Source organism: Photobacterium sp. GB-72 (assembly GCF_003026095.1).
Lineage (GTDB): Bacteria > Pseudomonadota > Gammaproteobacteria > Enterobacterales > Vibrionaceae > Photobacterium.
The window spans coordinates 432779-457272 of record NZ_PYNV01000002.1; the positions used below are offsets into that span (position 1 = coordinate 432779).

The 24494-nt window shown below is 38.8% G+C and carries 20 protein-coding genes; 10 read left to right on the forward strand and 10 right to left on the reverse strand.

All coding sequences use genetic code 11. From position 1 onward, the window contains the following. Nucleotides 1–126 precede the first annotated feature (126 nt). The 3 genes from C9J40_RS05170 to C9J40_RS05180 all read left to right on the forward strand — a co-directional run bounded on the left by C9J40_RS05170 (nucleotide 127) and on the right by C9J40_RS05180 (nucleotide 2531). Nucleotides 127–510, forward strand: a complete 384-nt coding sequence (locus tag C9J40_RS05170; protein WP_107206305.1) for a DUF805 domain-containing protein — start codon at nucleotides 127–129, stop codon at nucleotides 508–510. Nucleotides 511–696: 186 nt separating this feature from the next. After that, nucleotides 697–939: a hypothetical protein gene (locus C9J40_RS05175; protein WP_107206306.1), complete on the forward strand. Its 243-nt coding sequence runs from the start codon at nucleotides 697–699 to the stop codon at nucleotides 937–939. Nucleotides 940–1355: 416 nt separating this feature from the next. Beyond that, nucleotides 1356–2531, forward strand: a complete 1176-nt coding sequence (locus C9J40_RS05180) for an amino acid permease (protein WP_107206307.1) — start codon at nucleotides 1356–1358, stop codon at nucleotides 2529–2531. Nucleotides 2532–2817: 286 nt separating this feature from the next. On the opposite strand, the gene C9J40_RS05185 is transcribed toward C9J40_RS05180, so the two are convergent. Further along, nucleotides 2818–3384, reverse strand: coding sequence for a C40 family peptidase (locus C9J40_RS05185; protein ID WP_107206308.1), 567 nt, complete (start codon nucleotides 3382–3384; stop codon nucleotides 2818–2820). Nucleotides 3385–3756: 372 nt separating this feature from the next. Between C9J40_RS05185 and C9J40_RS05190 the strand changes: the two genes are divergently transcribed. Together C9J40_RS05190 and C9J40_RS05195 are read left to right on the forward strand one after the other, a co-directional pair. Continuing rightward, on the forward strand, nucleotides 3757–4932 hold the full coding sequence (locus C9J40_RS05190; RefSeq protein WP_233217619.1) for an extracellular solute-binding protein: 1176 nt from the start codon (nucleotides 3757–3759) through the stop codon (nucleotides 4930–4932). After that, entirely contained in the window at nucleotides 4929–6995 is a 2067-nt protein-coding gene (locus tag C9J40_RS05195) for a GGDEF domain-containing protein (protein ID WP_107246010.1), read from the forward strand. Before C9J40_RS05190 ends, C9J40_RS05195 begins: the two co-directional genes overlap by 4 nt. 122 nt (nucleotides 6996–7117) lie before the next feature. Here C9J40_RS05195 and C9J40_RS05200 read toward each other — a convergent pair whose 3' ends face one another. Then, the gene (locus C9J40_RS05200) at nucleotides 7118–7585 is read right to left on the reverse strand and encodes an RNA methyltransferase (protein WP_005368466.1); all 468 of its coding nucleotides are present in this window, start codon (nucleotides 7583–7585) and stop codon (nucleotides 7118–7120) included. Between the two features lie 111 nt (nucleotides 7586–7696). Next, nucleotides 7697–8032, reverse strand: a complete 336-nt coding sequence (locus C9J40_RS05205) for a PBPRA1643 family SWIM/SEC-C metal-binding motif protein (RefSeq protein ID WP_107246011.1) — start codon at nucleotides 8030–8032, stop codon at nucleotides 7697–7699. 604 nt (nucleotides 8033–8636) lie between these two features. Between C9J40_RS05205 and zwf the strand changes: the two genes are divergently transcribed. From zwf to C9J40_RS05225, 4 genes are all read left to right on the forward strand, one after another. Then, a complete protein-coding gene (gene zwf, locus C9J40_RS05210; protein ID WP_107206311.1) occupies nucleotides 8637–10136 on the forward strand; it encodes a glucose-6-phosphate dehydrogenase in 1500 nt (499 codons plus the stop codon). A 2-nt stretch (nucleotides 10137–10138) separates the two neighbouring features. Continuing rightward, complete coding sequence (gene pgl, locus C9J40_RS05215) at nucleotides 10139–10864, forward strand: 6-phosphogluconolactonase (RefSeq protein WP_107206312.1); 726 nt, start codon at nucleotides 10139–10141, stop codon at nucleotides 10862–10864. Between the two features lies 1 nt (nucleotide 10865). Further along, nucleotides 10866–12314: a decarboxylating NADP(+)-dependent phosphogluconate dehydrogenase gene (gene gnd / locus C9J40_RS05220; RefSeq protein ID WP_107246012.1), complete on the forward strand. Its 1449-nt coding sequence runs from the start codon at nucleotides 10866–10868 to the stop codon at nucleotides 12312–12314. Between the two features lie 450 nt (nucleotides 12315–12764). Then, nucleotides 12765–13814: a hypothetical protein gene (locus C9J40_RS05225; protein ID WP_146144955.1), complete on the forward strand. Its 1050-nt coding sequence runs from the start codon at nucleotides 12765–12767 to the stop codon at nucleotides 13812–13814. 285 nt (nucleotides 13815–14099) lie between these two features. On the opposite strand, the gene torA is transcribed toward C9J40_RS05225, so the two are convergent. From torA to C9J40_RS05255, 6 genes are all read right to left on the reverse strand, one after another. Then, nucleotides 14100–16568 carry a trimethylamine-N-oxide reductase TorA gene (torA, locus tag C9J40_RS05230; protein WP_107246015.1) on the reverse strand — a complete coding sequence of 823 codons (2469 nt, stop codon included), beginning with the start codon at nucleotides 16566–16568 and terminating at the stop codon, nucleotides 14100–14102. A 23-nt stretch (nucleotides 16569–16591) separates the two neighbouring features. Then, nucleotides 16592–17770: a pentaheme c-type cytochrome TorC gene (gene torC / locus C9J40_RS05235; protein WP_107246017.1), complete on the reverse strand. Its 1179-nt coding sequence runs from the start codon at nucleotides 17768–17770 to the stop codon at nucleotides 16592–16594. Between the two features lie 42 nt (nucleotides 17771–17812). Next, the gene (torE, locus tag C9J40_RS05240; protein ID WP_045153582.1) at nucleotides 17813–17989 is read right to left on the reverse strand and encodes a trimethylamine N-oxide reductase system protein TorE; all 177 of its coding nucleotides are present in this window, start codon (nucleotides 17987–17989) and stop codon (nucleotides 17813–17815) included. Between the two features lie 429 nt (nucleotides 17990–18418). Beyond that, nucleotides 18419–19522, reverse strand: coding sequence for a phosphoribosylaminoimidazolesuccinocarboxamide synthase (locus tag C9J40_RS05245; protein WP_107246018.1), 1104 nt, complete (start codon nucleotides 19520–19522; stop codon nucleotides 18419–18421). 198 nt (nucleotides 19523–19720) lie between these two features. After that, nucleotides 19721–20485: a metal-dependent hydrolase gene (locus C9J40_RS05250; RefSeq protein ID WP_107206317.1), complete on the reverse strand. Its 765-nt coding sequence runs from the start codon at nucleotides 20483–20485 to the stop codon at nucleotides 19721–19723. A gap of 236 nt (nucleotides 20486–20721) precedes the next feature. After that, nucleotides 20722–21429: a DUF445 domain-containing protein gene (locus C9J40_RS05255; RefSeq protein WP_107206318.1), complete on the reverse strand. Its 708-nt coding sequence runs from the start codon at nucleotides 21427–21429 to the stop codon at nucleotides 20722–20724. 244 nt (nucleotides 21430–21673) lie between these two features. Here C9J40_RS05255 and C9J40_RS05260 point away from each other — a divergent pair, with 244 nt between their 5' ends. Further along, entirely contained in the window at nucleotides 21674–23995 is a 2322-nt protein-coding gene (locus C9J40_RS05260) for an ATP-dependent helicase (protein ID WP_107206319.1), read from the forward strand. A gap of 174 nt (nucleotides 23996–24169) precedes the next feature. On the opposite strand, the gene C9J40_RS22105 is transcribed toward C9J40_RS05260, so the two are convergent. After that, the gene (locus tag C9J40_RS22105) at nucleotides 24170–24319 is read right to left on the reverse strand and encodes a hypothetical protein (RefSeq protein WP_199187010.1); all 150 of its coding nucleotides are present in this window, start codon (nucleotides 24317–24319) and stop codon (nucleotides 24170–24172) included. Nucleotides 24320–24494: the final 175 nt, after the last annotated feature.

The window sequence follows — 24494 nt, forward strand, 5'->3', positions numbered from 1 at the left end:
CATTTTTATTTTTGAGCGGTCTCACAACAAAGAGATAGTTAAAATTGCTTGGCTATGATTGTAAAAAGGAATACATTTTGTGTAACAGGCTTATTAGCCTAGAAATATCGGACTAAAGGAAGAAAAATGGATTGGTATCTTGCTGTTTTAAAAAAATATGCACAGTTTAATGGTCGTTCTCGTCGTAAAGAGTTTTGGTTTTTTACGCTTTTTAGCGCTTTGATCAGTATGGCACTAGGGTTTGCTGATAGTCTTTTAGGTTTACCAACCATTGGGGATGACTATGGCGTATTAGCGGCATTATATTCACTGTTTATTGTTATCCCTAATATTGCCGTGATTGTCCGTCGTTTACATGATCAAGATCGTACCGGTTGGTGGGCACTGATCATGTTTGTTCCGATTGTTGGTATCTTAGTGCTGATCTATTTTATGGTACAAGACAGCAAGCCAGGTGATAACCGATTTGGTCCCAACCCAAAACAAAATGAAGGTTCATTCACGGTATAAATACCAATTAATCATTATATTGAACGTAAAGCTCAGACAAAAGTTCTGGGCTTTTTTATGTGTGAAATTTAAGCAGCCAATGAAAAAAAGTATAAATTGATAAACGTTCCCTTGCATATCTTAGTGTGTTTGGTAAAAAGAAATGAGCGAATATGGAAAGCGCGGTTATTTTTGTAGGAGGCAACGATGCTTATTGCTGATAAATTATTAAGTAAAGCAATTCAAGAGCAAGTAAAGCGTGAAGGTGCGTTGAACGCTTTAGAAACCGTATATTCAAAAGCGCGTTATGCACACTTTAAGCGTGTGAAATGGGGTACTCAGTTCTTTGATGGTATTCAGTTTGGCGACGGTAGCTTAATTGCTGTAAAACCAGGTTCATTTAACCGCTTAACTCTCGTTAGTCTTGCTTCAGAAAAGCACGTGGGGTGATAACCCATTATTCTGAGTAGTGCTCTCGTTAAAGCATTCTATAAGCCTATTGGTGGCAAGCCCTGAAGGCTTATATAAGCAGATTGCTGGTCTGAGGATATAATCTATTATTTCATTCTTTAGAAATGTGTTTTAGTATTGCAACAGATGAGTGATGTTCGTTTTGACCGAAATGAAACATCATGACCACTCATCATTATTAATATCGTTTTTGGAGTACGATTAATGTTGTGTAACTTTTCTATTCATCAAGTTCAACGACAATGCTCGTTGGCTGTCTTTTCGAACCTATCTTTATATTCATCTCGATTTAGTCACGGCTATTAATTAGCCGACAATCTAAAGATTAAAATCATTTGATAATACGCAGCCATAAGCTGAGGCTTTGTGTTGCATATATAAAGTAAGGGTATTGTGTGAATTTAAAATTAATAGGTAGCTCGCTGATTATTGCGGGTACAGCACTCGGTGCAGGAATGCTCGCTATTCCAATGGTATTGGCTCAGTTTGGCTTATTGTCAGGCACAATTTTAATGTTGATTATTTGGAGTGGTACTACGTATTCAGCATTATTATTACTTGAAGCCAGTATTAAAGTTCGCGGTGGTTTAGGTATGAACACTATCGCGAAACAATCATTAGGAAAGGGTGGACAGTTAATCACTAATGGCTTGTTATACGCACTATTAATATGTTTATTAATGGCTTACATCATTGGTGCCGGCGACTTAGTGCATAAAATGGTACTGAATTTAGATTTAGATATCTCGTTAGTTCAAAGTCAAATTTTGTTTGCTGTTATTGCTGGTGGTATTGTCGCGGCTGGTACTGGTGTGATTGACAAGCTTAATCGTGTGTTATTTCTCTTAATGTTAGCAGTGCTTATTATTACGCTCTTTGCCTTAGTGCCAAATATGTCACTAGCACACTTTTTCACTGCAACAAATGACAGTAGTATTGATCTAATCAAAACCAGTGCTGTGTTATTTACCAGTTTTGGATTTTTTCCTGTTATTCCATCATTAGTGTCTTATAACGACAAAGCGACACATGCGCAATTACGCAATATGGTTTTACTAGGCTCGTTTATTCCACTTGTGTGCTACTTATTGTGGCTTTACGCTGTTGTGGGAAGTTTATCGTACGAGCAATTAACACAGTTCAATAATGTTTCCGAGCTAATTAATGTGCTGGCCACTCGATTTGAAGGAATCCATGTCATTCTTTCATTATTTACGGGACTAGCGTTGCTGACTTCATTCTTTGGTGTGGCTCTTTCATTATTTGACCAAAATATTGATTTATTTAAACAAAATCGTGCGGTGACGTATGTTTTAACCTTTATTCTTCCATTATTAGGCGCCATATTTGCTGCAGATAAATTTTTAGCAGTATTAAGTTATGCGGGCTTAATTATGGTGTTTATTGCAGTGTTTATCCCTATGATGATGGCTCTTAACTTAAGAAAAGCAGAGGGTAAGACACAAACAGCAATAAGTAATGATGCGTATTACGAAGTTGGAGGTGGGCAAATTGCAATGATGGTTTGTTTTGGCTTTGGTTTATTCTTGATTGGAGCGCAAGTTATTTAAACTAAGCGTAATAGTAAAAGTGTGGGGCTGATAGATTGACCGATCTATCAGCCCCTTATTCTAGGTATGTATTAAGTGACCGACTTAGACATACCAAACAGAGAGTGACTATTGGAGTGCGATAGGAGTATCGCTAGCACACACTGTTATTTTTCCAAATAATACAAAGTTTCTGGTAGTAGGGCTAGATGATGAGAATTTTAGGAAATCTTACAGTGTAAAGAAATGATTACAGATAAAGGGAGCATGGTGCTCATTTTATCGCTAAATTGCTCGATTATCTGTGCTACATTTTGATTACTGTTAAGTAACGCTTTGGATAACCACTTTTGTAATAGTCGGTTTCAGTCACACCAAAATGCTTTTTAGATGAAGAGCTATGAACAAATTTCAATGTGTTTTTACCCACTTCAGTAATAATACCAGCATGACCTGGTTTACGAATCTTCGGATTTGTTCCTGTGAAAACAATAAGATCACCTACTTTGGCATTTTTTAGTGATACTTTTTTATCATAAAGATTAGGGTAAGCCGCTGTTGTACGAGGTATTGAAATATCGTACTTGTTATAAACATATTTAATGAAACCTGAGCAATCAAAACCTTTAGGCGTTGTCCCACCCCACACATACTTTGTACCAAGATACTTACGTGCGAAGTTGATCATGTCTTGTTCTTTTTTTAACTCAGTGTTTGAGATAGGGGTAACGGATGGCTTAATAACTGTTTTAGCTACCACAGGTTGTTTTGAGAGCGCTTCGGGCTGTGGTGATGCATTTACCGTTGATTCACAAGCAGTAAGAAAAAAAAGAGAACAGGTGATAAGTGCCACTGAGGATTTAGGTAATGTCATAACTTTATGTGCGCTTGCTGTTTAAAAAAGGAAAAGATAGCTCATCATAACGGTTAGATGAAAGTTGTGTTAATTTTTTACTTGAATCCCTTCACATTAAGGTGATTAAGTTATCGATGATCAACAAAAAATAAAAATTAATTATGTAACTTATTGTATTTTATATAAATATTAGTGCTTTTAGGGAGTAAAACGAAATGCATAATCCGTTTTGTTACTATAAGTTATTGATATGTCACATAAGGTTTTACTGGTAGGTGTTTGATTCTTTTTGGGAATACTCTATCATACCGATTATATCGATAGGTGTGTATTATATTTATAATATTGTTCGCGCTTTATCGATATCCTAAAAAGGTATTTGGTGTGGTTATGTTAAGAAGTGTAGTATTTTTTCTGATGATGTTTCTTTCTTTATCTGCGAAAGCTGAAGAGAGATTAACGCTTTGGTATTCGCATCAAGATAATAGTTTTATTGAATTATTGGTAAGTGAATTTCAAAAAGAAAATAATATAAATATCTCTCTTGTTCAATTTGATCCTGAGAAGATAAAAGCTGAAATTTTACTGGGCGCACAATATGGTGGTTTACCTGATCTTGTCATTTTTCCCTCTGATTTTGTTGGCCTACATAGTTTAATGAAACTATCAAGTATTCCTAAAAGTTGGTTATCACCAGAGCTTTCTCGAACGGCGATGATGACAGCGTACGTTGATGATAAATATTGGGGAGTTCCTGTTATTCAAGGAAATAACCTATTGTTATATTATAATAAAAAGCTAGTTTCTCAGCCAGTGAGTAGTTGGCATGACATTATCGATACCAAGCAAAAGTGGCTTGATAAAAATATTTTGCCTATTGGGTGGAATTACCTCGATATGTATTACTTTATACCATTTTTATCTGCGTTTAATGGTTGGCCCATTATTGATGGTGAAATATCACTTAATACACCAGAAATGGTTAAGGCTTTAAAATATTATCGTTATTTATCAGAGCAAAAAATTGTAAATCCTGAATGTAATTATACTTGTTCACAAAGTGATTTTATTCAAGGTAAAGAGGCGTATGCGATTAATGGTGATTGGGCATATCAAGATTTAAAGAAGGCAATGGGCAATGCTCTAGGCGTAGCCTTATTACCTACTGTTGATGGTAATGTAATGCACCCAATGAGTAGCACATTTCTTCTGTCATTACCTAATTACAATAACCACACGGTACATAAAAAAGCCTTAATTAAAAAGTTTGCTAAGTTTATTCAACGCTTAAGTATTCAACAATTGGTCTATAAAGAGACACGTTTATTACCTACGTCAGAGAAATTATTGAATCGCTATCAGCAGCAGGCTACAGGTGATGAGCAAATATTGTTTAAGCAATTTGAATTATCTAAACCAATGCCATCAACAATAAAAATGTCGATAGCATGGCAAGCGATGGCTATTGGCTTTAAGCGTTATGAAGATGGACTATCAGCAGAAAAAACGGCTGAATTTATGCAGCGTATCGCTATTCAGCAATGGAAGCGGTTGAGTAAAAAATGAAACTAAAATTAAAGTCATCACTGGCGCTATTAATGGTTTTCGTTGCGGTTTTACCAGCATCTATTATTGGCGGTTTATTAATAAAGCAGCAAACAGAAGTTGAAACTAATTACCGAATTGATCTCATAGAGCGTTTATCCACAACGTTAGCACAAGAGTTTAATTATCGCTTTTATCTATTATCTACTGCGCTAGATGTGTTATCACGAGATAGGTTGTTAGTGCAGGGCATTGATGACTTCTTTCTGACTAGCCATGTCGATGCCACATTAGCAAATTTAGTTGATAACACGCCATTAGCACAAGCGGCTTATTTGGTTGATGCTAACTGGGATGAGGTAGAAAATTATAATGGTATTAATGGAGTAAAATCCTTCTCCAGTTTGAAAACCTTGTTGAGTAAGAGTGTGGGTACGAGTAAAAGTACAGGCAATCAATGGGTGTTTAATTATGGTGATGAACATTTGATGCCTGATAAATTTAACCCTAGTCATAAAGGCGTTGCCATAGGTGTACCTATATATCAGTCAACGCTGACGGAAGGGCTAAAGCGTAAACCGTTAGGTTATTTAATTGTTATAGTGCCTGTGGAAAATATTGTTAAGGTTCTTCGCCCTTATTTAAAAGATGGCGAGCACGTTATTTTTCATCATAATGGCATGGATAATATTGCGGTTTATAAAGGTAAACTTGATCCCTTAATGCCGACGGTATCAAAAACGGCTGAAGTGACGATAGATAATAAATATATTGCAGAGCCAATGTCTTATGAAGCTCAAGTCTTCATGAATAAATATTTGGGAGAGAATCCCTTTACTAATTCATTAAAGATATTAACTATTGTCGCTATTATTGTAATTATGTTTACGTTATTAACGGCGACAATATCGTATCGTTGGTTCGCAAAACCTTTAACCTATCTTATGGACAGTGTAAGGGGGTGTTTAGGTGGCAATTATAATATATTAGATAAAGATTTAAGATTTTCTGAATTAATCATGGTGAATAATCTTATTCAGAAAATGTCGACCACAATAAAAGCCCAGCTTAGTGACTTAGAAGATAAAAATGTAAAGTTGATGACTTTTAATGATCAACTAGAGCAGAAAGTACATGAAAAGACGTTAGAGTTAACTCACTCATTACAGCGCGAAGAAAAACGTCGAACCATGCTTCAGTCACTCTTGTTATTTAGTAATAAATTACAACATGGTGATATTCACTCTACGGTTATGACGCAGTTAGTGAGTCTGTATCCTTATTCAGGATGGGGGATGCAGTTATTTATAAACAAGAATACAAATTGGTTTAGTGAAGGCTTGTCTAACATTAATTTAGACAGTATTGATGCAGATGCGCATTGCAGTGATTACTTTCGTATTAATAGTGGCGATAAAGCGCTTCAATGTTTCAAAATTGTCGATACACATGGTGTGTTATTGGGGATTATTGTGATGGAGCACCCTAATATTGCACGAGATGACTATGAAATTATTTCATTATTTATTCGTCAATTATCTGCAGAACTTGAAGGTCGATTACTGAATGAAGAGTTGGAAAGAAGCGCAATCACAGACCCATTAACGGGGCTAAGTAATCGTAAAGCGTTTGATGTTGATCTTGATGAGTGGATAAAAATTGCACATCGATATCCAGAACAATACTTTGGTTTGTTTATGATCGATGTGAATGGTTTAAAGCAAGCCAATGATGAATATGGGCATCATATGGGTGATCAGCTGTTAATCGAAACGGGCAGGCTTATTCAAAGTGTTTGTCGTAGTACCGACAAGGTATATCGTCTCGGTGGAGATGAATATGCGATTATTATCAAAGGTGGTGATAATGTAGGCTGTGATAAGTTAACGTTGCGTTTACAACAGTTAGTTATAGATAAGCATTATGCACGCCTAGCTTCAGGAGAGAAAGTGGCTATTCACTTTGCTATGGGCTGTGCTAGCACTGAAAATATTGATGCACGTGCACTTTATCAAGTAGCAGATAAAGCAATGTATTTAGATAAAAAAGCATATTACGAACAAATTGGTAAAATGCCAAGGTAGCTTTAGATCACTCTAATAAAAAGAGTAATGAAAAAAACAAGGAAGCTAACATCAGAAAATGCATAAAATTAAGCCACGATAGCTGATGATTCAGTTATCGTGGCTTTTTATGATTAATCGCGTTATTTGTGATTTGAAAAGTTATCGCCTTTAGCTAAACGATCATAAAGAATCACATTAACGGCAGCGGCAAGATTCATTGAACCATTCGTTGGTACATAAATCGTTTCACGACAAAAATCAGTAATTTCTTTTTTTAAGGTGCCGTCTTCAGGGCCAAAGATATAGAAAGCACGTTTTGGATGCTTATAGTCAGGTAATGCTTTTGCACCTTCGATTAAATCAACAGCAACGGGTACACAGCCGATAGGAATGATTTTCTTTAAGTCTTCAACACCTATTAACGGTATATCAAGTGATGCTTTTTTTGTATCAGTACAAAACTGTGCGGCATGATCATAACGCGTTCCCGTATAAAACACCGAGTTAACACCATAACAGCCAGCTGCGCGCATAACAGATCCAACATTCTCCGGTGTTTTGGGATTAAATAGGCCAATACAAGAATAGCCTTGGCTTTTTTTGCTCATACTTCTATCTACTTTAAATTACAGATAAATAAATGTTTAACCGGTGTCAGTTAGACATGTATTTGAAGCTAAAAACAAAGCAGGTACGAATACCTGCTTTTTTATTTGTTACTACTTACCACAGCACTTTTTGTATTTTTTACCGCTACCGCATGAACATGGGTCATTACGGTTGGGTGTTTTTTCAAAAACAGTGGTTTTTGGTTTATTTAAAATACCGTCTAGCTCAGTAATATTTTCTGCAATGTCAGCGTTGATCGTGATATTTGCAAACAGTTGGTTGTCATTAACTTGCTGCTGTACTTCTTGTTGACGTTCTTCGCTGTTCACAATCAATGTGAGTGGGTTGGTTTCCGTGCCCAGTTTGGTTTCGCGTTTCGTGTTGTAACCAAAGCTTTCATATTTTGGTTTCTTTTCGATACGACCTTTGAAGAAGAATTTAGACATGGGATAACCTATTTACCATGAATTAACCCAAACCATAATCGTGGGTTAATTGTTACGAATAAAAAACCACCGCGTGGGTGGTTGAAATTGCGGGCATAATAACCGCCATTAGTGAGCTTATCAATAGTAACCCATATGCGGTATAAGGTATTTTGAACGGCTAAGTGAGAGATGAAGTATGATTGAGAATGTGAATTGGTGAACGTTTAAACGTTTGCGTCAGTCTGGGTATCTTTTAGATTGACGATCGTTTCTAATAATGAGTACTTTAAGGAAAAGCGCAAGAAGAAACCGCGCTCAAAGGCTTAGCCTATTGGCATAATAGAAAATTTCGACTGGTACTGATAACAAATGTTGTTAACATAAGCCGTAATAATTTTCTGTATTAGTGATTTATCGCTGTCTAGTCAGCGAGTTATGCATCGAGTTGGTGTTAATAGTCATTATACTTTTTAACAAAAATAATAAGGTATAACGAAATTTTTTTATTTTTTTCATATTTATTCGTAACGAATGAAAAAAATACGGCATAATAAGGCCCCGTTATACCAAGCAATTGATTGCTGTCGCAGGTCTGAAGATCTGAAATTAATGGGAAAATGATATGGTTCAACCAGAAAATAACTCAATTGTAATTTTTGGTGCGTCAGGTGATTTGACACACCGAAAGTTAATACCTGCGTTTTATCACCTTTATGCTAATGGTTTATTGCCTGAAGACTTTGCAATTTTAGGGGTAAGTCGTACATCATATAGCGATCAAGAATTTCGTGATAAGTTAAAGCAATCTTTGACAGAAAATGAAAAAACCGATGACGAAACATTGGTTAATTTTTGTCAGCATCTTTACTACCAAGCATTAAATACGTCTGATAAAGATGAATATGCAGTCTTGAAAGAACGCTTAGATACTTTCAAAGTAACGCACAATACCCAAGGTAACGCTGTTTTCTACCTCGCGACACCACCAAGCCTTTACGGCGTGATCCCAGAATGTCTAGCCGCTCATGGCCTAAATGATGAGACAGAAGGTTGGAAAAACCTGATTGTTGAAAAACCATTTGGTTATGATCTAGCGTCAGCGATCTCATTAGACAAGCAAATTCATGCTTGTTTTCAAGAGCACCAAATCTACCGTATCGATCACTACTTAGGCAAAGAAACGGTACAGAACCTGCTTGTATTCCGCTTTGCAAATGGCATGTTTGAGCCGCTTTGGAATCGTAACTTTATTGATTACGTTGAAATCACTGCGTCTGAATCATTAGGCGTTGAAGATCGTGGTGGCTACTACGACGGTGCCGGTGCTGTTCGAGATATGTTCCAAAACCATTTGCTGCAAGTATTGGCAATGGTTGGTATGGAATCGCCTGCTGCAATTAATGCTGATTCTATCCGTGATGAAGTGGTTAAAGTGATGCAAAGCTTTAAACCATTATCAGATGATGATCTTAAAAATAACTTAGTGTTGGGTCAGTACACGGAATCAGATGCTCGTGGTAAGCATTTGTTAGGTTATCGCCAAGAGCCAGGTGTAGCGGAAGACTCACGTACTGAAACTTACGTTGGTATGAAAATGTTTATTCAAAACTGGCGTTGGAATGGTGTGCCATTCTACGTTCGTACAGGTAAACGACTACCAACACGTGTGACGGAAGTGGTTATTCACTTTAAGAAAACACCGCACCCAGTGTTTGGTGAAAATGCACCTGAGAACAAGCTAATTATCCGTATTCAGCCTGATGAAGGGATTCTAATGAGCTTTGGTCTTAAAAAACCAGGGGCAGGTTTTGAATCTCAAGAAGTATCAATGGACTTCCATTACGACAAGCTTGAAGAAACCCATATGCTGACAGCGTACGAACGTTTACTTCTTGATTGTATGAAGCAAGATGCAACCTTGTTTGCACGTACAGATGCTGTTCGCGCTTGTTGGAAATTTGTTCAACCAATTCTTGAATACAAAGAAAACCCAGAACACTTATTTGGTTATGCCGCAGGTACGTGGGGACCAAAACAAGCTGATGACTTACTTGCATCAAGTAATCGTGAGTGGCGTTTTCCTTGTAAGAATTTAGCAAACACTGACTATTGTGAGCTATAAGCATGATTAATTATCGCGTATTTGAAACACCGCAGGATGTTGTCGTTTCATTAGCTGACACCATGATGGCAATGAGCAAGCAGGTGAAGCCTGTCCATATATCGCTTTCTGGTGGGAGTACACCAAAACTGTTGTTTAAAACATTAGCGCAAGCACCTTATGCGAAAGATGTTAATTGGAGCAACTTACACTTTTGGTGGGGCGATGAGCGTTGTGTTGAGCCAACCGACCCGGAAAGTAACTTCGGTGAAGCAAACGAGTTATTGTTCCAACAAATCGATATTCCAGCTGGCAATATTCACCGTATTAAAGGTGAAGATGATCCTGCTGTAGAAGTGGTTCGATTTGCAGAGGAAATGGATGCAGAAATTCCACTTAAAAATGGCTTACCTGCATTTGATTGGATTTTATTGGGTATGGGAACCGATGGGCATACAGCATCATTATTCCCGAACCAAACAGACTTTGACGATCCTGAGCTTTCTGTGATTGCAACACATCCAGATAGCGGTCAAAAACGCATTTCAAAAACAGCGCGCTTACTTGAAAATGCGGATCGTATTACCTACCTGGTGTTAGGTGAAAGCAAAGCTGAAGTATTGCAAGAAATTAATAATACGCCTGCAGAAGCTCTTGCTTATCCTGCAGCGAAAATTAAAGCCGTAAATGGCAAAACAGAATGGTTTTTAGATTCAGCAGCGGCAAAACTGCTGGCGCAAGGAGAATAATATGAAAGGCGATATCGGTGTAATTGGCTTGGCAGTAATGGGCCAAAACCTGATCCTAAACATGAATGACCACGGCTTTAACGTTGTTGCTTACAACCGTACTGTAGCAAAAGTGGAAGAATTCCTTGAAGGCCCAGCAAAAGGCACAAACATCGTTGGCGCAACGTCTCTTGAAGATCTTGTTGCTAAGTTAGAAGCACCACGTAAAGTGATGCTAATGGTTCGTGCTGGTGATGTTGTTGATGCATTCATTGATCAACTAATTCCACTATTAGATGAAGGCGATATCATTATCGACGGTGGTAACACTAACTACCCAGATACTAACCGTCGCGTAGCGCATTGTCGTGAGAAAGGCATCTACTTTATCGGTACTGGTGTATCTGGTGGTGAAGAGGGCGCTCGTTTCGGTCCTTCAATCATGCCTGGCGGCGCAGCTGAAGCTTGGGAAGCAGTTAAGCCAATTTTCCAAGGTATCTCTGCTAAAACTGATGCTGGTGAGCCTTGTTGTGACTGGGTTGGTAACGACGGTGCTGGTCACTTTGTTAAGATGGTTCATAACGGCATTGAATACGGTGACATGCAGCTTATCACTGAAGCATACCAGTTCATGAAAGATGGTCTAGGTATGAGTGCTGATGAGATGCAAGCAGTATTCGCTGACTGGAACAAAACTGAGCTAGACAGCTACCTAGTTGAAATCACAGCTGATATTCTTGGCTACAAAGATGAAGATGGTGAAGCACTAGTTGAGAAGATCCTAGACACTGCTGGCCAAAAAGGTACGGGTAAGTGGACTGGTATCAACGCACTAGACCTAGGTATTCCACTAACGCTTATCTCTGAGTCTGTATTCTCTCGTTGCCTGTCTGCACTGAAAGACCAACGTGTTGAAGCTTCAACGTTATTCGGCAAGACAATCACGCCAGTTGAAGGTGATAAGCAAGAGTGGGTTGATGCACTTCGTCAAGCACTACTAGCATCTAAGATCATCTCTTACGCGCAAGGTTTCATGCTAATGCGTGAAGCATCGAACGAAAACGGTTGGGATCTAAACTACGGTAACGTAGCACTAATGTGGCGTGGTGGTTGTATCATCCGCTCTGCGTTCCTAGGTAACATCCGTGATGCGTATGAAGCGAACCCAGATATCGCATTCCTAGGTTCTGACGAGTACTTCAAAAACATCCTACAAGGCAGCCTAGCAGCATGGCGTAAAGTAGCAGCGAAATCTCTAGAGTCTGGCATCCCAATGCCATGTACGATTTCTGCGCTATCTTTCCTAGACGGTTACACAACAGCTCGTCTACCTGCTAACTTGCTTCAAGCTCAACGTGACTACTTCGGCGCTCACACTTATGAGCGTACTGATCGTCCACGTGGTGAGTTCTTCCACACAAACTGGACTGGTACAGGCGGCAACACTGCCTCTACTACTTACGACGTTTAATACCTAAATAACGTAAGCAAAAAAACCACCGTTCGCGGTGGTTTTTTTATATCTGATTTTTAAGTGTATGTTTTTTTGTTCTTTTTTTTTGTTCTTTTTTTATTTGAACTAATGATATTGATAGCTTAGTCTGAAATCGGATTTCATTGAAAGGGGATATGGATCACTTTTACCATCTCGAAACAACAAGTAAAGAGATTGGGGGTGTTGAAGAATATGTTTCAGAAAGTATAGACAGGAATAAACAGTAAGCTATCTGTTCACTGCTGCTGATGACTGTCTATGTTCTACTTAACTTGAAAGTTTAGCTTTAAACTTTTATGGCTATGAGACTAGGACGCTATGAAAATATTAAAAAAAACAGGACTTACTCTTTTTGTTTTACTCTCGTCTGGTTCTGTATTTTCTGCTGATGACTCATCATTTTGGAATCAAGAACTCACGAATTTGATGAGAAGTTCAAAAGAAAATACGTTTGCAAACTGGAGTAACGATCCTTCCATTCAAGTTGGTGCTATTGGTTATTTAAACTATCTCACCGGTGAATTTACTTTAGTTAGTACAGATATGGTTGATGACCCTGTTTATTTTCTGACTAAACGTAAAGATGAAAAATGGGAGTTCTCATCAAAAAACACATCTAAAAATAGTGGTGAAGTAAAAGTTGACGGTGGGTACTTAGATCCAAACTCAGGGGTTAAAGTAGACGTTGGAATGGAACACTCTTGGTTTTTTTCAAAAGCGAAAAGTTTAGCTGCGACGTATATTATTGCGGTAGAAGCATATACTAATAACCCTTATGGTTTAGTTGCTGATAAATGGGATATTATAAAAAGTGCAGCCGAAAAAACACCGTATATTGACCATGAAACCGGAGATATATCTCAAGGGTTTGGCTATATCAGTGGGGTAAAATGGGCGAGTCGTGGTGTTGCTATTGCAAGCAACGACGACGAAGGTCAGTACAGTATCGTAACCTCGGTGAATGTGGCCTCACCAAAGAAAGATCAAATAGGTCTTACTCCAAAATTAATTTCTGAAAAAGGCAGTAATTCTGTTACTGCAACTAAATTCCCAGCAACAAGAGATGAAATCGGTGATCTGGTTCCTGTTGCTTTTACGTTTACTTCAATTGACGGTAAACGTCCAATCAATAATTGGACTCAACCAATTAATCAGTTAGAACTCATCATCAATAGTAAGCCCGGTAGTACGTATATAACCAAGTGGCAATTAGCATATAAGACAGTAACGAATAAAAATATTCAGCACAAATCTGGTGCCTTCCCTGCACCACAAAGTGCTTCAGTTTATTTGCCTAAAGATGCCGTAGATGTTCAGTTATCTATTAAGTTACTCGGTGTTTTTTCAAGTAATAGATGTGAAGTCGTTTGGAAAGATCCTATTAATCAGTGGAATAAAGGTAAAAAAGAAGTTCAGACGTACGGTATATGGCCTGCAAATGCATGGTGTACAGAGCTGAAATCTTCTATTGGATAAGATGCTGCTATGACCCGCCCTAAGCTGACGGGTCTTTTTGTAGTGTTGCCTTTTTTCTTCTTTACTATTACTCATTACAAAATAACAACGTCACTTATTTACCGCTTTATCCGATAGAGCCTCTCAAAATGCCCGTTATACTACCTGAATTGAATAAACTATGACTGCGTTGTTTTTCTCTTTCAAGAATAAGTATCCCCAATAGTAAAGTTTTACCAAATTTAAGAGTAAAAAAAGCCCTAACAGATAGGTTAGGGCTTAATATTATTCAGACACTAATTTTAATTAGCTGACTTCAATTGGACCACCGAACGAGGTGACAGGTGGCAGTTCACCTTTAAACTTCTCGAAGTTCACAATACAGGTTTGTGCGCTTGTTGCCTGCGCTAACTCTGATGTTGGAATATCGATAGTAAGAGTGTTTGGATCGCCATAAGTGTCGATCGCACCAATTTTTTCGTTAAGAGGGCCATACCATGCCCCTTCTTCGATACGAACAATACCGCGAGGGTAGCTGTCAGTCAGCACTGCACCTGCTAATAGCTGTCCACGGTCATTAAATACACGTACCACATCACCATCTTTGACGCCTTTTTCAGCCGCATCTTGAGGGTTAATGTAAATAGGTTCACGACCTTGTACAGTGTAAGTTGCACGGAACTCTTCCGATTCACACATTTGTGAGTGCAAACGCTTATCTGGGTGACAAGACTGCAGCCAGAACGGGTGTTTATCAGAGCCCGGACCACCGTGAGAACGTTCTGTTTTTTCAAACCACATTGGGTGTTCTTGACAGTGTTCGTATTTGTAACGGCCAATCTTACGACTTGTGATTTCAATAAAGCCTGATGGTGTACCTAGCGCGTTAATTTCAGGATCTTGACGGAAGTCAGCATGACGTACCCAAGGCTTACCTGTACCAAAGTCTAAGAAACCTTGTTGCCAGAACACATCAAACTCAGGCATATCAAACTTGCCTTTGTTCGCTTTACGACAATCGTTATAAAGCATGCGAACCCATTGCATTTCATCCATGCCACGAGTGTATTCGCTGTTCTTACCAAAGCGACGTGTTAGCTCTGTAAAGATCTCAAAGTCAGTTTTAGATTGGTAAAGCGGGTCAACCAGTTTATGCATAGCCAGTAAACCACGACCACTGTATGAGCCCATAACGTCAATATCATTTCGTTCAAATTGGGTACATGCTGGCAGTACAATATCGGAGAAACGACAGGTTGCAGTCCAAGCAAAATCAATTGTTACAACGGTTTGTAGTTTCTGGAACGCTTTCTTCATGCGGTTACGATCTTGGTGGTGATGCCAAGGGTTGTTACCACTGATCACCATCATTTTGTAATCAGGAAGAATAACTTTTGAACCGTTGTACTTAATCTCTTTACCCGGCTCTAAAATACAGTCAACAAAACGTGCAACAGGGATAGTGCGGCTGTAACCGTTAAAATCATTGTTATCCCACTTTGGCTTTTGACCTTCATCGACGTTACGAGGGAAGCCGCCTGGTGCTGCAAAGCCGGTTGAAGGTACACCGATACCAGAGTAGTGGTGACCATACGAAATACCACCACCAGGTAGACCAATTTGACCAACCATAGCGGCAATAACTGCCCCCATCCAGTAAGGTTGCTCACCGTGCTCTTGACGTTGAATACACCAACCAAACAGAATTTGTGTACGCTCTTTAACCAGCATACGGGCAAAGTCTTTAATTTGATCGGCGGGCACACCACAGATCTCAGCAGCCCATTCAGGCGTTTTTTCCACTTTGTCTTTGGTTTCGCCTTTTACGTAACCAATGAACTCATCGAAACCAAGGCAGTACATCTTGATGAACTCTTTATCGTAAAGGTTCTCGTTGTACAGGGTATGCGCCACACCTAACATAAATGCCACATCGGTTTGCGGATTAATGTATAGGTGTTTGTTGTTTAGGTAACGTTGGGTCTTGTTCTTAACTGGATCGACAGAGATCACATTGATCTCACCGTTATCAACTTTCTCTTTTAGCTGAGCTAAATATGGGAAAGATTCGTGGGTTTCACAGTTCCAACCAACCTGTAGGTTTTTCACCGGATCGTTTGCCCATAGCACCACATTTTTACTGTGATCAAGGATTTCAGACCAAGAAGTACCTTGTGCGTAAACTTCTGTTGAGCCAAGCACGTATGGCATGATGGTTTGACCTGCACCTGTTGAGTAGTCGCCTACTTTGGTGATGTAGTTACCATGCATACCCACAGCACGTTGCATGTGGCTGGTACAACTGTGGAACTGACCCGTTTGACGCCAGCCAGTTTGACCAGCATGTAACGCCCATGGACCATAATCTTTTTGAATACGTTCCAGTTCACGATAGAACAAATCTAATGCTTCATCCCATGTAACACGGATGAAACGGTTATTACCGCGAGTCTCACCACTAAATTTGTGTTTCTTAAGCCAATCTAAACGCACCATAGGGTAGCGTACACGCGATGGGTTGTAGATTACGCCCTTAATGCCTTTTAGCATCTCGGTTGGGTTTTTATCTATTTCAATCGCTTCTATTTCTTGTACTTTACCGGCATAGATGTGGGCGCGGAATGCGCCCCAGTGTGAGCCGGAGTAACGCCATGTACCTTGACCAATTTGATCGTCTGCAAACACCTTTGATGATGCGAGTAGGCTAGGACCGATAACAGAAGCAGCACTTGTTGTTGCAAGGCCTTTAAGAAAACTTCTTCTTGATACAGACATATTTATTTTAACTCCATCAATACTTAGTGTTGTGCGTCAGAAAAATCAGAAGAGTGTTTCTGAAGGTATTTACGCACCACGGCTTCACTATCACGGTCAAAGTTAACGAACGCTAACATACCGTTGAACATTCCAGGCCAAGTATTGGCATCGAAGTGGCTTTCAGCAGGTTGAGTGTGACAAACTGAACAGTTAGTGGTGTAAGCTGATTTCGCTTTTTCCCAAACTGGCGTGATGTCATTAACAAGCGAGTCTTTTGGCATCCAGACTTTTGCTGTTACACGTTGCCAAGGAAGACCTGTTAGGTCGTCAACTTTCTCTTCATATTTATCAACAACATTGTCGTTTTGTGCAGATTCTTTTAGGAGCGATGCAACAGGAATATTCATACCGAAGTCTTCTTGAATCACTCGGCCATAGCCCTTGTCTTTACGCCAACCTGCAATTTCAACTTCAACTGCATTGTCAGTTTCATCGATCACTTTTACGCCTGAAGCAGGGTTTAATAGGCCAGCTTCTACCTTCATGTCTTTATCTTCATAAACAGGAAGGAAACGCACGCTATATACTTCTTCGCCTTTGTTGTACTTAGTATCGTGAGATAGCTGTACTAACTCAGATATCATGCCACCACTGGTATCCATATCTTTCGGTAAGTGGTGAGCAATACCTTTGTGACAGTCGACACAGCTTTGATCACGCTCTGCTGCATTCTTCATTTGAACGCGAGCAACAGGAGACATCTTGGTGAAGTCCATTCCTTTATAGTCATGACAGTCTCGACATTCTTGAGAGCCATTCGCTTTAAAGCGTTCCCACTCATGTTGAGCCAGTACAATGCGGCGGTCTTCAAATTTTTCAGGAGTATCAATGAAGCCAGCTACGTGGGCGAAGACTTCTTTACTTGCTTGAATTTTACGCGCGATTTTATCTGTCCAGTCGTGTGGAACGTGACAGTCAGGACAAGTTGCACGAACACCAGAACGGTTTTTGTCATGAATAGTGTTGGCGTATTCAGGTGCAACGTTGTCAGCGTGGCAACTAACACAGAACTCTTCGGTATTGGTTGCTTCTAGTGCAGTATTAAAACCACCCCAGAAAATAACGCCAGCAATAAAGCCACCAAGGGTTAGTACACCTAGGCTAATATGAACGCTTGGACGTGATAGGGTCTGCCAAGCTTTAAGCAAAAATGATTTCATTATAGATTCTCTTATATGATGCTAACGGTGATTAATTAGGGATTAACCGCCATGTCCTGGTGGACCAAATACGAAGAGTTGAAGCATCCAAACGGTAAAGCCGTAGCCCCCGACAAAAATGACGCTGAGAATTGGAAATAAAAAGACGACGATAAAAATGAACATCTTCCATTCTCGGCTACGAGTTTGCTTGGTTTCTTGATCAGTCGCACTGCTCATACAACCTCCTAATTTGTAAAAATGAGTAGTTATAAATATTTTTATTAAATCTATTTATATTGCGATCATAAATTAACCACTACATGCAGTTCAATTAATACTTTAGAGTTAACCCTATGTTTTACAGTGTTTTTTGATTTTGACCCTATACTGTAATAATAAAAGACATAATAAGTAGAAAAGTTAAAGTTTATGACAGTATGTTTTAATTTGAAGGAGGGGGGATTATTCGCGATTGTATTATTGGTTGTTTGATTGTAATAAAATAAAAGTAAAGTTGTATTAATCGTTATTTGAATGTGTAGGTGTAATTGTGTTATAGCAATTAATTGCTGCTTAAAATATGAATAGCATGAATAACATTACTGATGAAAAAATAGGCATTATATGAATGCCTATTTTTTTATTGATAATTACAGCGCTTAAGCTTTAATCAATAAGCTGATAGTGATTACGTAAAATATTAATAATTTCAGCTTTAGGGTTTTTGCTTAATGTGATCTTTTTTCCGGTGATTTTTTCGGCAATACCCGTATAAACACGCGATATTTGCATGAGTACTTCTTGTGGTAACTCGTTGTCACGAGCAAGAGCAAAGCGTTCTTCCATGCGATCTTTATTTAATAAAATATCGGGCTCTGGAAAAGTGTTAAGTAGTACTTGGCGAAAATCTTCTTTTGAGTTTTCGACGATTTGACCGTCGCGGTAAGCTGCGCCATCCCAGATACGAGAAGAATCGGGTGTTCCCACCTCATCCATATAAATCAGTTTTTCGTTACCACTAGCATCTGTTACATAGCCAAACTCAAATTTGGTATCAACAAAGATTTGATCAATATTTGCGAGTGCATTACTGATAACATTAAATCCTTCTGCCAATAACTTTTCATACTGGGTAATGTCATCAGTATTGCGGAAGTTGAATGCAGCGAAATTATTGACGAGATCATCACGAGTGACATTGACATCATCTGCTTCAGGAACATTCGGAATGCCTTTTAGAATCCCTTTGGTTGATGGTGTCATGAGTAGTTCAGGGAGCTTTTGATCTTTTTCTAGCCCTTCTGGTAATTCTATACCGCAGAAATGACGTTCACCTTTGCTGTATGCACGCCACATTGAACCTGTAATGTATTGGCGACAAATAGCTTCAACCATCACAGGTTTTGCTTTTTGTACAATCCAAACAAAAGGGTGGGGGATATCAAGGATATGGCTATCCGCTAATCCATTATCTTTAAATAATTGAAACCAGTGATTAGATATCGCATTTAACGCAGCACCTTTCCCTGGGACTCCTTTAAGCCCTCCTTCACCGTGCCAGATACAATCAAAAGCAGAAATACGGTCGCTGATCACCATAATAGCGAGCGGTGCGTCGGGTTGAACGTTATAGCCTTTTTCTTTAATCAAACGTTGACTGTCAGCTTCTGTAAGCCAGTAAACAGAGCGTACCTTACCGCTATGAACGGGTTTATCAGTACGGATAGGGAGATCATCATTAACAGCTAAAACTTGATCGGCAAGGCTCATCGTGAAAGTCCTATTCAAAGATTACGCAGAAATGCAGAAGGATAATGACATGAATAAAATCACATCGTTATCAATCATCGTAATCGCATAATACAAGGTTAAGTAAGTCACTGCCAGTAAAATAGCAAACGTTTGCCTTTGGTTTGATTAAAACAAAAAAGGCGATAGACATTGGAATGTTTATCGCCTTGGCTATGTTTAAAATAGCTGGTGGATACTGCTTAATTTTTGTGGTGTTTGATGGATGAAGTGGGTTACCCATACTTGAATATCAGTCCAGTTTAGCCATACGGGACTAAACCGAAAGTGATGCCAATTGGTTAAAATATGCAATGTCTTATGATAAGACGGTGCGGTCGCAAAAAGTAAAACAATTGCCACTATTTGCGCCAAGCTAATGAGAGGGTTCCTAACGGAAAAGGGTTTTAATGCTGTTCCAAATGACTTTTTTAGACGTTGGTTGGAAAGATCAACACTATAAATTTCATCTAACAACAAGTGAACAAAACCACCAAAAAGAACAAAGCTACCTGCTAGCCAGCTGGTTTCGGCGGTATGTCCAATGATAGAGCTTACATGAACGCAACATAGGGCAATGAGCAGAACAAACGCAATTGAATGGCAGCAACCACGGTGGACAGTACGGCGTTCAAAAACCGCTTTTCCCATATAGCGGATAGTAATAAACAGTGCTGCGCTATAGAGTAGTAACTCAAGCATCGTCACTTGAGTATAAATATGACTAATTAAAATGAAGCAGCAAAAACCAGCCAAGATATTAAACAAGGCTTTCATCGATGTTGAATGATCTGAATCTATGTCAGGTAATAGGCCACCAATAGTGCCAAGAAATGTCATCCAAATTGCCGCCGAAGGCGAAATATGATCAGCCGATAAGAAGGCGGTGGCCGTTAAACCACTAGCAACGGCTGCAACACTAAAGTGAGTAGAAAAGTTTGCCAAGAAGAAAGTTCCAACTGGGTTTATATACAGTTGTGTTTATCATTATATGGTCATAAATTTCAACCAATATCACAATTCTAGCATGTACTTTATGTTTGTTCGGATAAATAAACAACGAAACGGAGTATTTATCTGTTAAGTGTGTTAGAGCGTTGATGGGGAGAAAAAGAGATAAAAAAGCCTTAGTAAAGTTGGAGTAACTTAACTAAGGCGCTAATTCACAGGGAGAGAAAAAGTTATGCAGCGATAAATGCTGAGATAATGCCGATCACACCACCAAAGACACCGCCCCAAACGACTAACCAGCCTAAGTGTTCACTGATCATCTTTTGCACCATTTCTTTGACCATTTTTGGGGTTAATTCATTCAGGCGCTGATCGATAATTTCTTCAATCGTCTCTTCGATATCATTGAGTGATTCAGGCTTAGCTAGTTGATCTTTAAGTGCTGCTTTAAAGTCATCTTGTTGGCTAATTTCGTTAACAGAATCCTGCATTTTTTCAATGAAAGGTTCGCGTAGTGGTTGGAGTGCTTCTACGCCACCCATCATGGTTAGCATGCCACCAAATTGTGAATTCATGATCACATCAAGTAACGAATCGTAAGCTGGCGCAAAATCAATTTTTTGGATCACAGGCTGCAAGTTTAAATTGGTTGAGCTTGTCATTTCTTTATTAAGAAAGCGGCTAATGTTTTCTTGAGTAAAGAATTGCTCCATCATGAGATTTTTAATGGCTGTTTTAAATTCTTCAAAACGAGCAGGAATAACACCTGAGCCGTAGAGTCCGGGCACCTTTTCAAATAGCATATGAATAGCAAGCCAGTTTGTTAATGCGCCAGAAAATGCGAATAAGCCACAATAAAGGATAACTTGCTGATTAGTAAGGTAACCAATAGCTAGCAAGATAAGTGAAATAAGGTTGGTGAGTAAGCTTTTATTCATACGGGGTTATTCTCGGTGTGGAGTACACAGCTAATTTTAAAAGAGGTGAGCCAAGTCTTTATGGCTTATTGTGGACAGATTTTAACAACAGACTATGCGCAATGCCACAATTAGCAGATTGATAGGTAATCGTTAGGTATATGTTATGCTCAACTGCTGTATATATCACCAGCAATGAATGTAAACCTAATTAAGGAATTGTTATACTCGCGCATTCACTTATCTATCATCACGTGGTGTTGTCATGACAAGCTTTACAGCTGAACAAACGGCTTTTATTAATCACCTATCTGGTAATGCATTATGTGTTGCAGGAGCGGGGACGGGTAAAACCACCACTTTGGTAGGGCTAGTTGAGAAAAAATTAGCGACAATTGCACCACAAAATATGTTGGTGTTGATGTTTAACCGTGATATTCGCACCGATTTTAAAGCTAAATTAGAGCGAAATAGTCATGGGGTGAATGTTCCCGTGCATACATTTCACAGTTTTTGTTATCAATTATTACGTCAATCAGGCTATTTAGCTGAGACGGGTTATCAAATTGATTTCAATAATGGTGAAAGTGATAAAATCATTGCGAAACAAATTTTGCGTCAAATGGCAGCGCAAGAGAAGTCGTATCAAAAGCAACAAACATTCAAAGATCCGCGCACCATTGAATTATTGATGAGTTTTATTGGCTTGGTAAAAGCGCATATGTTACCGCCAAAGGAAGTGTTTGAGCTGTCTGATATTAGTGATGAATACCATTTTATCATTGAAGCGTATTGGAATTTTGAAACTATTCGTAAAGAGCGTAAACAGTTATTCTTCGATGATTGGTTGGTAGAAACGGTTAATTTACTGACTGATAATGAGGCGTTACGTGCTTATTATCATCAACAAATCCAATTTATGGTTGTTGATGAATTTCAGGATATAAATACCGCGCAATATCGATTGTTAAAACTGTTACTCGGGGAGCAAGCGCAATTAGTGGCTGTCGGTGATGTCGATCAGTGTATTTATAAATGGCGTGGCAGCGCTCCCCAATTTATGCTGAACTTTGAACAAGATTTTACGCCTGCAACCACCTATAGCCTGTCACATACATTTCGTTTTGGCCACAGCTTAGCGTTAGCTGCGAGTCACTTGATTGCCAATAACAAGCAACGTTTCCACGATTTTCAAACGATCTCTCATCAGTCAGTTGCTGATACCCCCGTTGAAGTGATAGGAACTGCGCGCCAAGTCGGCGAGATCGCACAATCTATTGCTGAATATATCGAACAAGGTGGAACACCTTCTGATGTTGCGATTTTAGTTCGTCGTTGGTCACAAACTATGTTGTTTGAATTAGCGTTTTTAACTAAAAATATTCCTTTTTATATGCCTGTTGGCTCGGTGTTATCAAATAGTCGAGAAGTGAAATTATTGCTTGATGTGATGCGATTTGCCACTGGGCGCTACAATCAGTTTCAACCATATGAGAAAGCGACACTCGTCTTTAATATGATGTCTTTTCCACACTGTTATGTGCCAAATGCCAGTTTGCGACCGTTATGTGATGAGCTTGCTAATACGCCAATTGAGCAGTGGTTAGAGGTTGTGAAGAAAACGGAAAAGTTACAGCCAGCATTAAATCTTGATAATTTTACATCACGAGTAGAATTATTAATGATGCTTCGCCGTAAAGGGGGCTTTAAAGCATTAGATGTTTATCGTCAGTATCGTCGTGATAGCGAGTTAGATAATTGGATTTGGAAAACAGAAGCGACTGCATCAGAAATAGAAGAAGCGGTTGAACGACTTGATAGTGTTGAAACGGTATTGGCTTCGATGGATCAAGATTGTGAAAAAGCACTTCAGTATTTTGAGTATTATACGCAACGTTCTGATTCGTTACGCCAATCAGAATCCACCACAAGCAATGTGCAATTAACCACGATATTCAGAGCGAAAGGTTGTGAGTATAGCCAAGTACATTTACCGTATTGGGATAAAGATGCTTTTCCTTACGTTAATCGATCTTCTGTCGGTATTTCAGCAGATACTGAAGAAGAACGACGCTTGGCGTATGTCGCGATAACGCGTGCGAAACATAAAGCTAAAATTTACTATTCAGTTGAGAACAGTAAAAAAGATACTTATGTTCGCAAAGATAAAAACGCGAGTCAGTTTATTCTTGAATCGAAGGCGACACTTGCACAAGAAATTGGTCCTCAGCTTTATCTGGAAGGGACGTTACCCTTTAATAAATCGCCGATTGTTCAAGGGTATTACCAACGCTTAGGACGGTTTGAGCAGATGCAAGCAGCGCCAGAGCCTGTAGAAATAGAGCAGCCAGCAGTTGGTAAGGATGGACAATTAAACTACAGTTTTTTGTGGGCAGTTGAACAACCGTTACCAAATAATGCAGAAAAGCTTGTTCGTTCAATGGTGAAAACTAAAACAGCAAAATATTTAGAAACAGAGTTAAATAGAATTTTACGAGAATTAAAAAAAGCAGATTTGACGAAAGAAAAAGTATTGGTGAATCGGCTTATCGTAATCGCTAAAGCAAAAGCGAGAAGGTATAGCTAAATAGATATGTCATTCATAATTTCACGTTATCAACATGCTATTTATGGCTTTGGCTTGTTTTAGGACCGATTTTTTGTTGAAACTCGTAATTAATTTACTATTTTAATTATTTCAATCGTATTGTTTTTATTTGATGATATTTACATGATAAACGTTTCATTATTATATCTATCATTAATCAACAAAATAACGTTGTTCTCTATTATATCGAGCTTCGCGTTGGCCTAAATTTTGTTGAATAACAAATTCAAGACGAGAGCGTAATTGTTGCGACTTATTAATTTTTCGTCTATGAAAAACAGAGTGAAGTAATTGTTTTAACATTCTAAACCTACTTGTTTTTTTAGCTACACAATAAAAAGATTTGTTAGTTATTCAAAAACATCGTATTCCAGCTTCCCTATACAACTCAATATATCAAACCGTTTCTGAACCTACGTTGTATTAAATAACATAGGTGCTGACTTCTTCATTCAACAGAGAATGTTAAGAATGATAA

Bases quoted from the DNA above. Each gene is read 5' to 3' on its own strand.
- C9J40_RS05170 (WP_107206305.1), top strand. From the start codon at position 127: ATGGATTGGTATCTTGCTGTTTTAAAAAAATATGCACAGTTTAATGGT.
- C9J40_RS05175 (WP_107206306.1), top strand. From the start codon at position 697: ATGCTTATTGCTGATAAATTATTAAGTAAAGCAATTCAAGAGCAAGTA.
- C9J40_RS05185 (WP_107206308.1), bottom strand. From the start codon at position 3,384: ATGACATTACCTAAATCCTCAGTGGCACTTATCACCTGTTCTCTTTTT.
- C9J40_RS05190 (WP_233217619.1), top strand. From the start codon at position 3,757: ATGTTAAGAAGTGTAGTATTTTTTCTGATGATGTTTCTTTCTTTATCT.
- C9J40_RS05195 (WP_107246010.1), top strand. From the start codon at position 4,929: ATGAAACTAAAATTAAAGTCATCACTGGCGCTATTAATGGTTTTCGTT.
- C9J40_RS05200 (WP_005368466.1), bottom strand. From the start codon at position 7,585: ATGAGCAAAAAAAGCCAAGGCTATTCTTGTATTGGCCTATTTAATCCC.
- C9J40_RS05205 (WP_107246011.1), bottom strand. From the start codon at position 8,032: ATGTCTAAATTCTTCTTCAAAGGTCGTATCGAAAAGAAACCAAAATAT.
- zwf (WP_107206311.1), top strand. From the start codon at position 8,637: ATGGTTCAACCAGAAAATAACTCAATTGTAATTTTTGGTGCGTCAGGT.
- pgl (WP_107206312.1), top strand. From the start codon at position 10,139: ATGATTAATTATCGCGTATTTGAAACACCGCAGGATGTTGTCGTTTCA.
- gnd (WP_107246012.1), top strand. From the start codon at position 10,866: ATGAAAGGCGATATCGGTGTAATTGGCTTGGCAGTAATGGGCCAAAAC.
- C9J40_RS05225 (WP_146144955.1), top strand. From the start codon at position 12,765: ATGAGAAGTTCAAAAGAAAATACGTTTGCAAACTGGAGTAACGATCCT.
- torA (WP_107246015.1), bottom strand. From the start codon at position 16,568: ATGTCTGTATCAAGAAGAAGTTTTCTTAAAGGCCTTGCAACAACAAGT.
- torC (WP_107246017.1), bottom strand. From the start codon at position 17,770: ATGAAATCATTTTTGCTTAAAGCTTGGCAGACCCTATCACGTCCAAGC.
- torE (WP_045153582.1), bottom strand. From the start codon at position 17,989: ATGAGCAGTGCGACTGATCAAGAAACCAAGCAAACTCGTAGCCGAGAA.
- C9J40_RS05245 (WP_107246018.1), bottom strand. From the start codon at position 19,522: ATGAGCCTTGCCGATCAAGTTTTAGCTGTTAATGATGATCTCCCTATC.
- C9J40_RS05255 (WP_107206318.1), bottom strand. From the start codon at position 21,429: ATGAATAAAAGCTTACTCACCAACCTTATTTCACTTATCTTGCTAGCT.
- C9J40_RS05260 (WP_107206319.1), top strand. From the start codon at position 21,674: ATGACAAGCTTTACAGCTGAACAAACGGCTTTTATTAATCACCTATCT.
- C9J40_RS22105 (WP_199187010.1), bottom strand. From the start codon at position 24,319: ATGTTAAAACAATTACTTCACTCTGTTTTTCATAGACGAAAAATTAAT.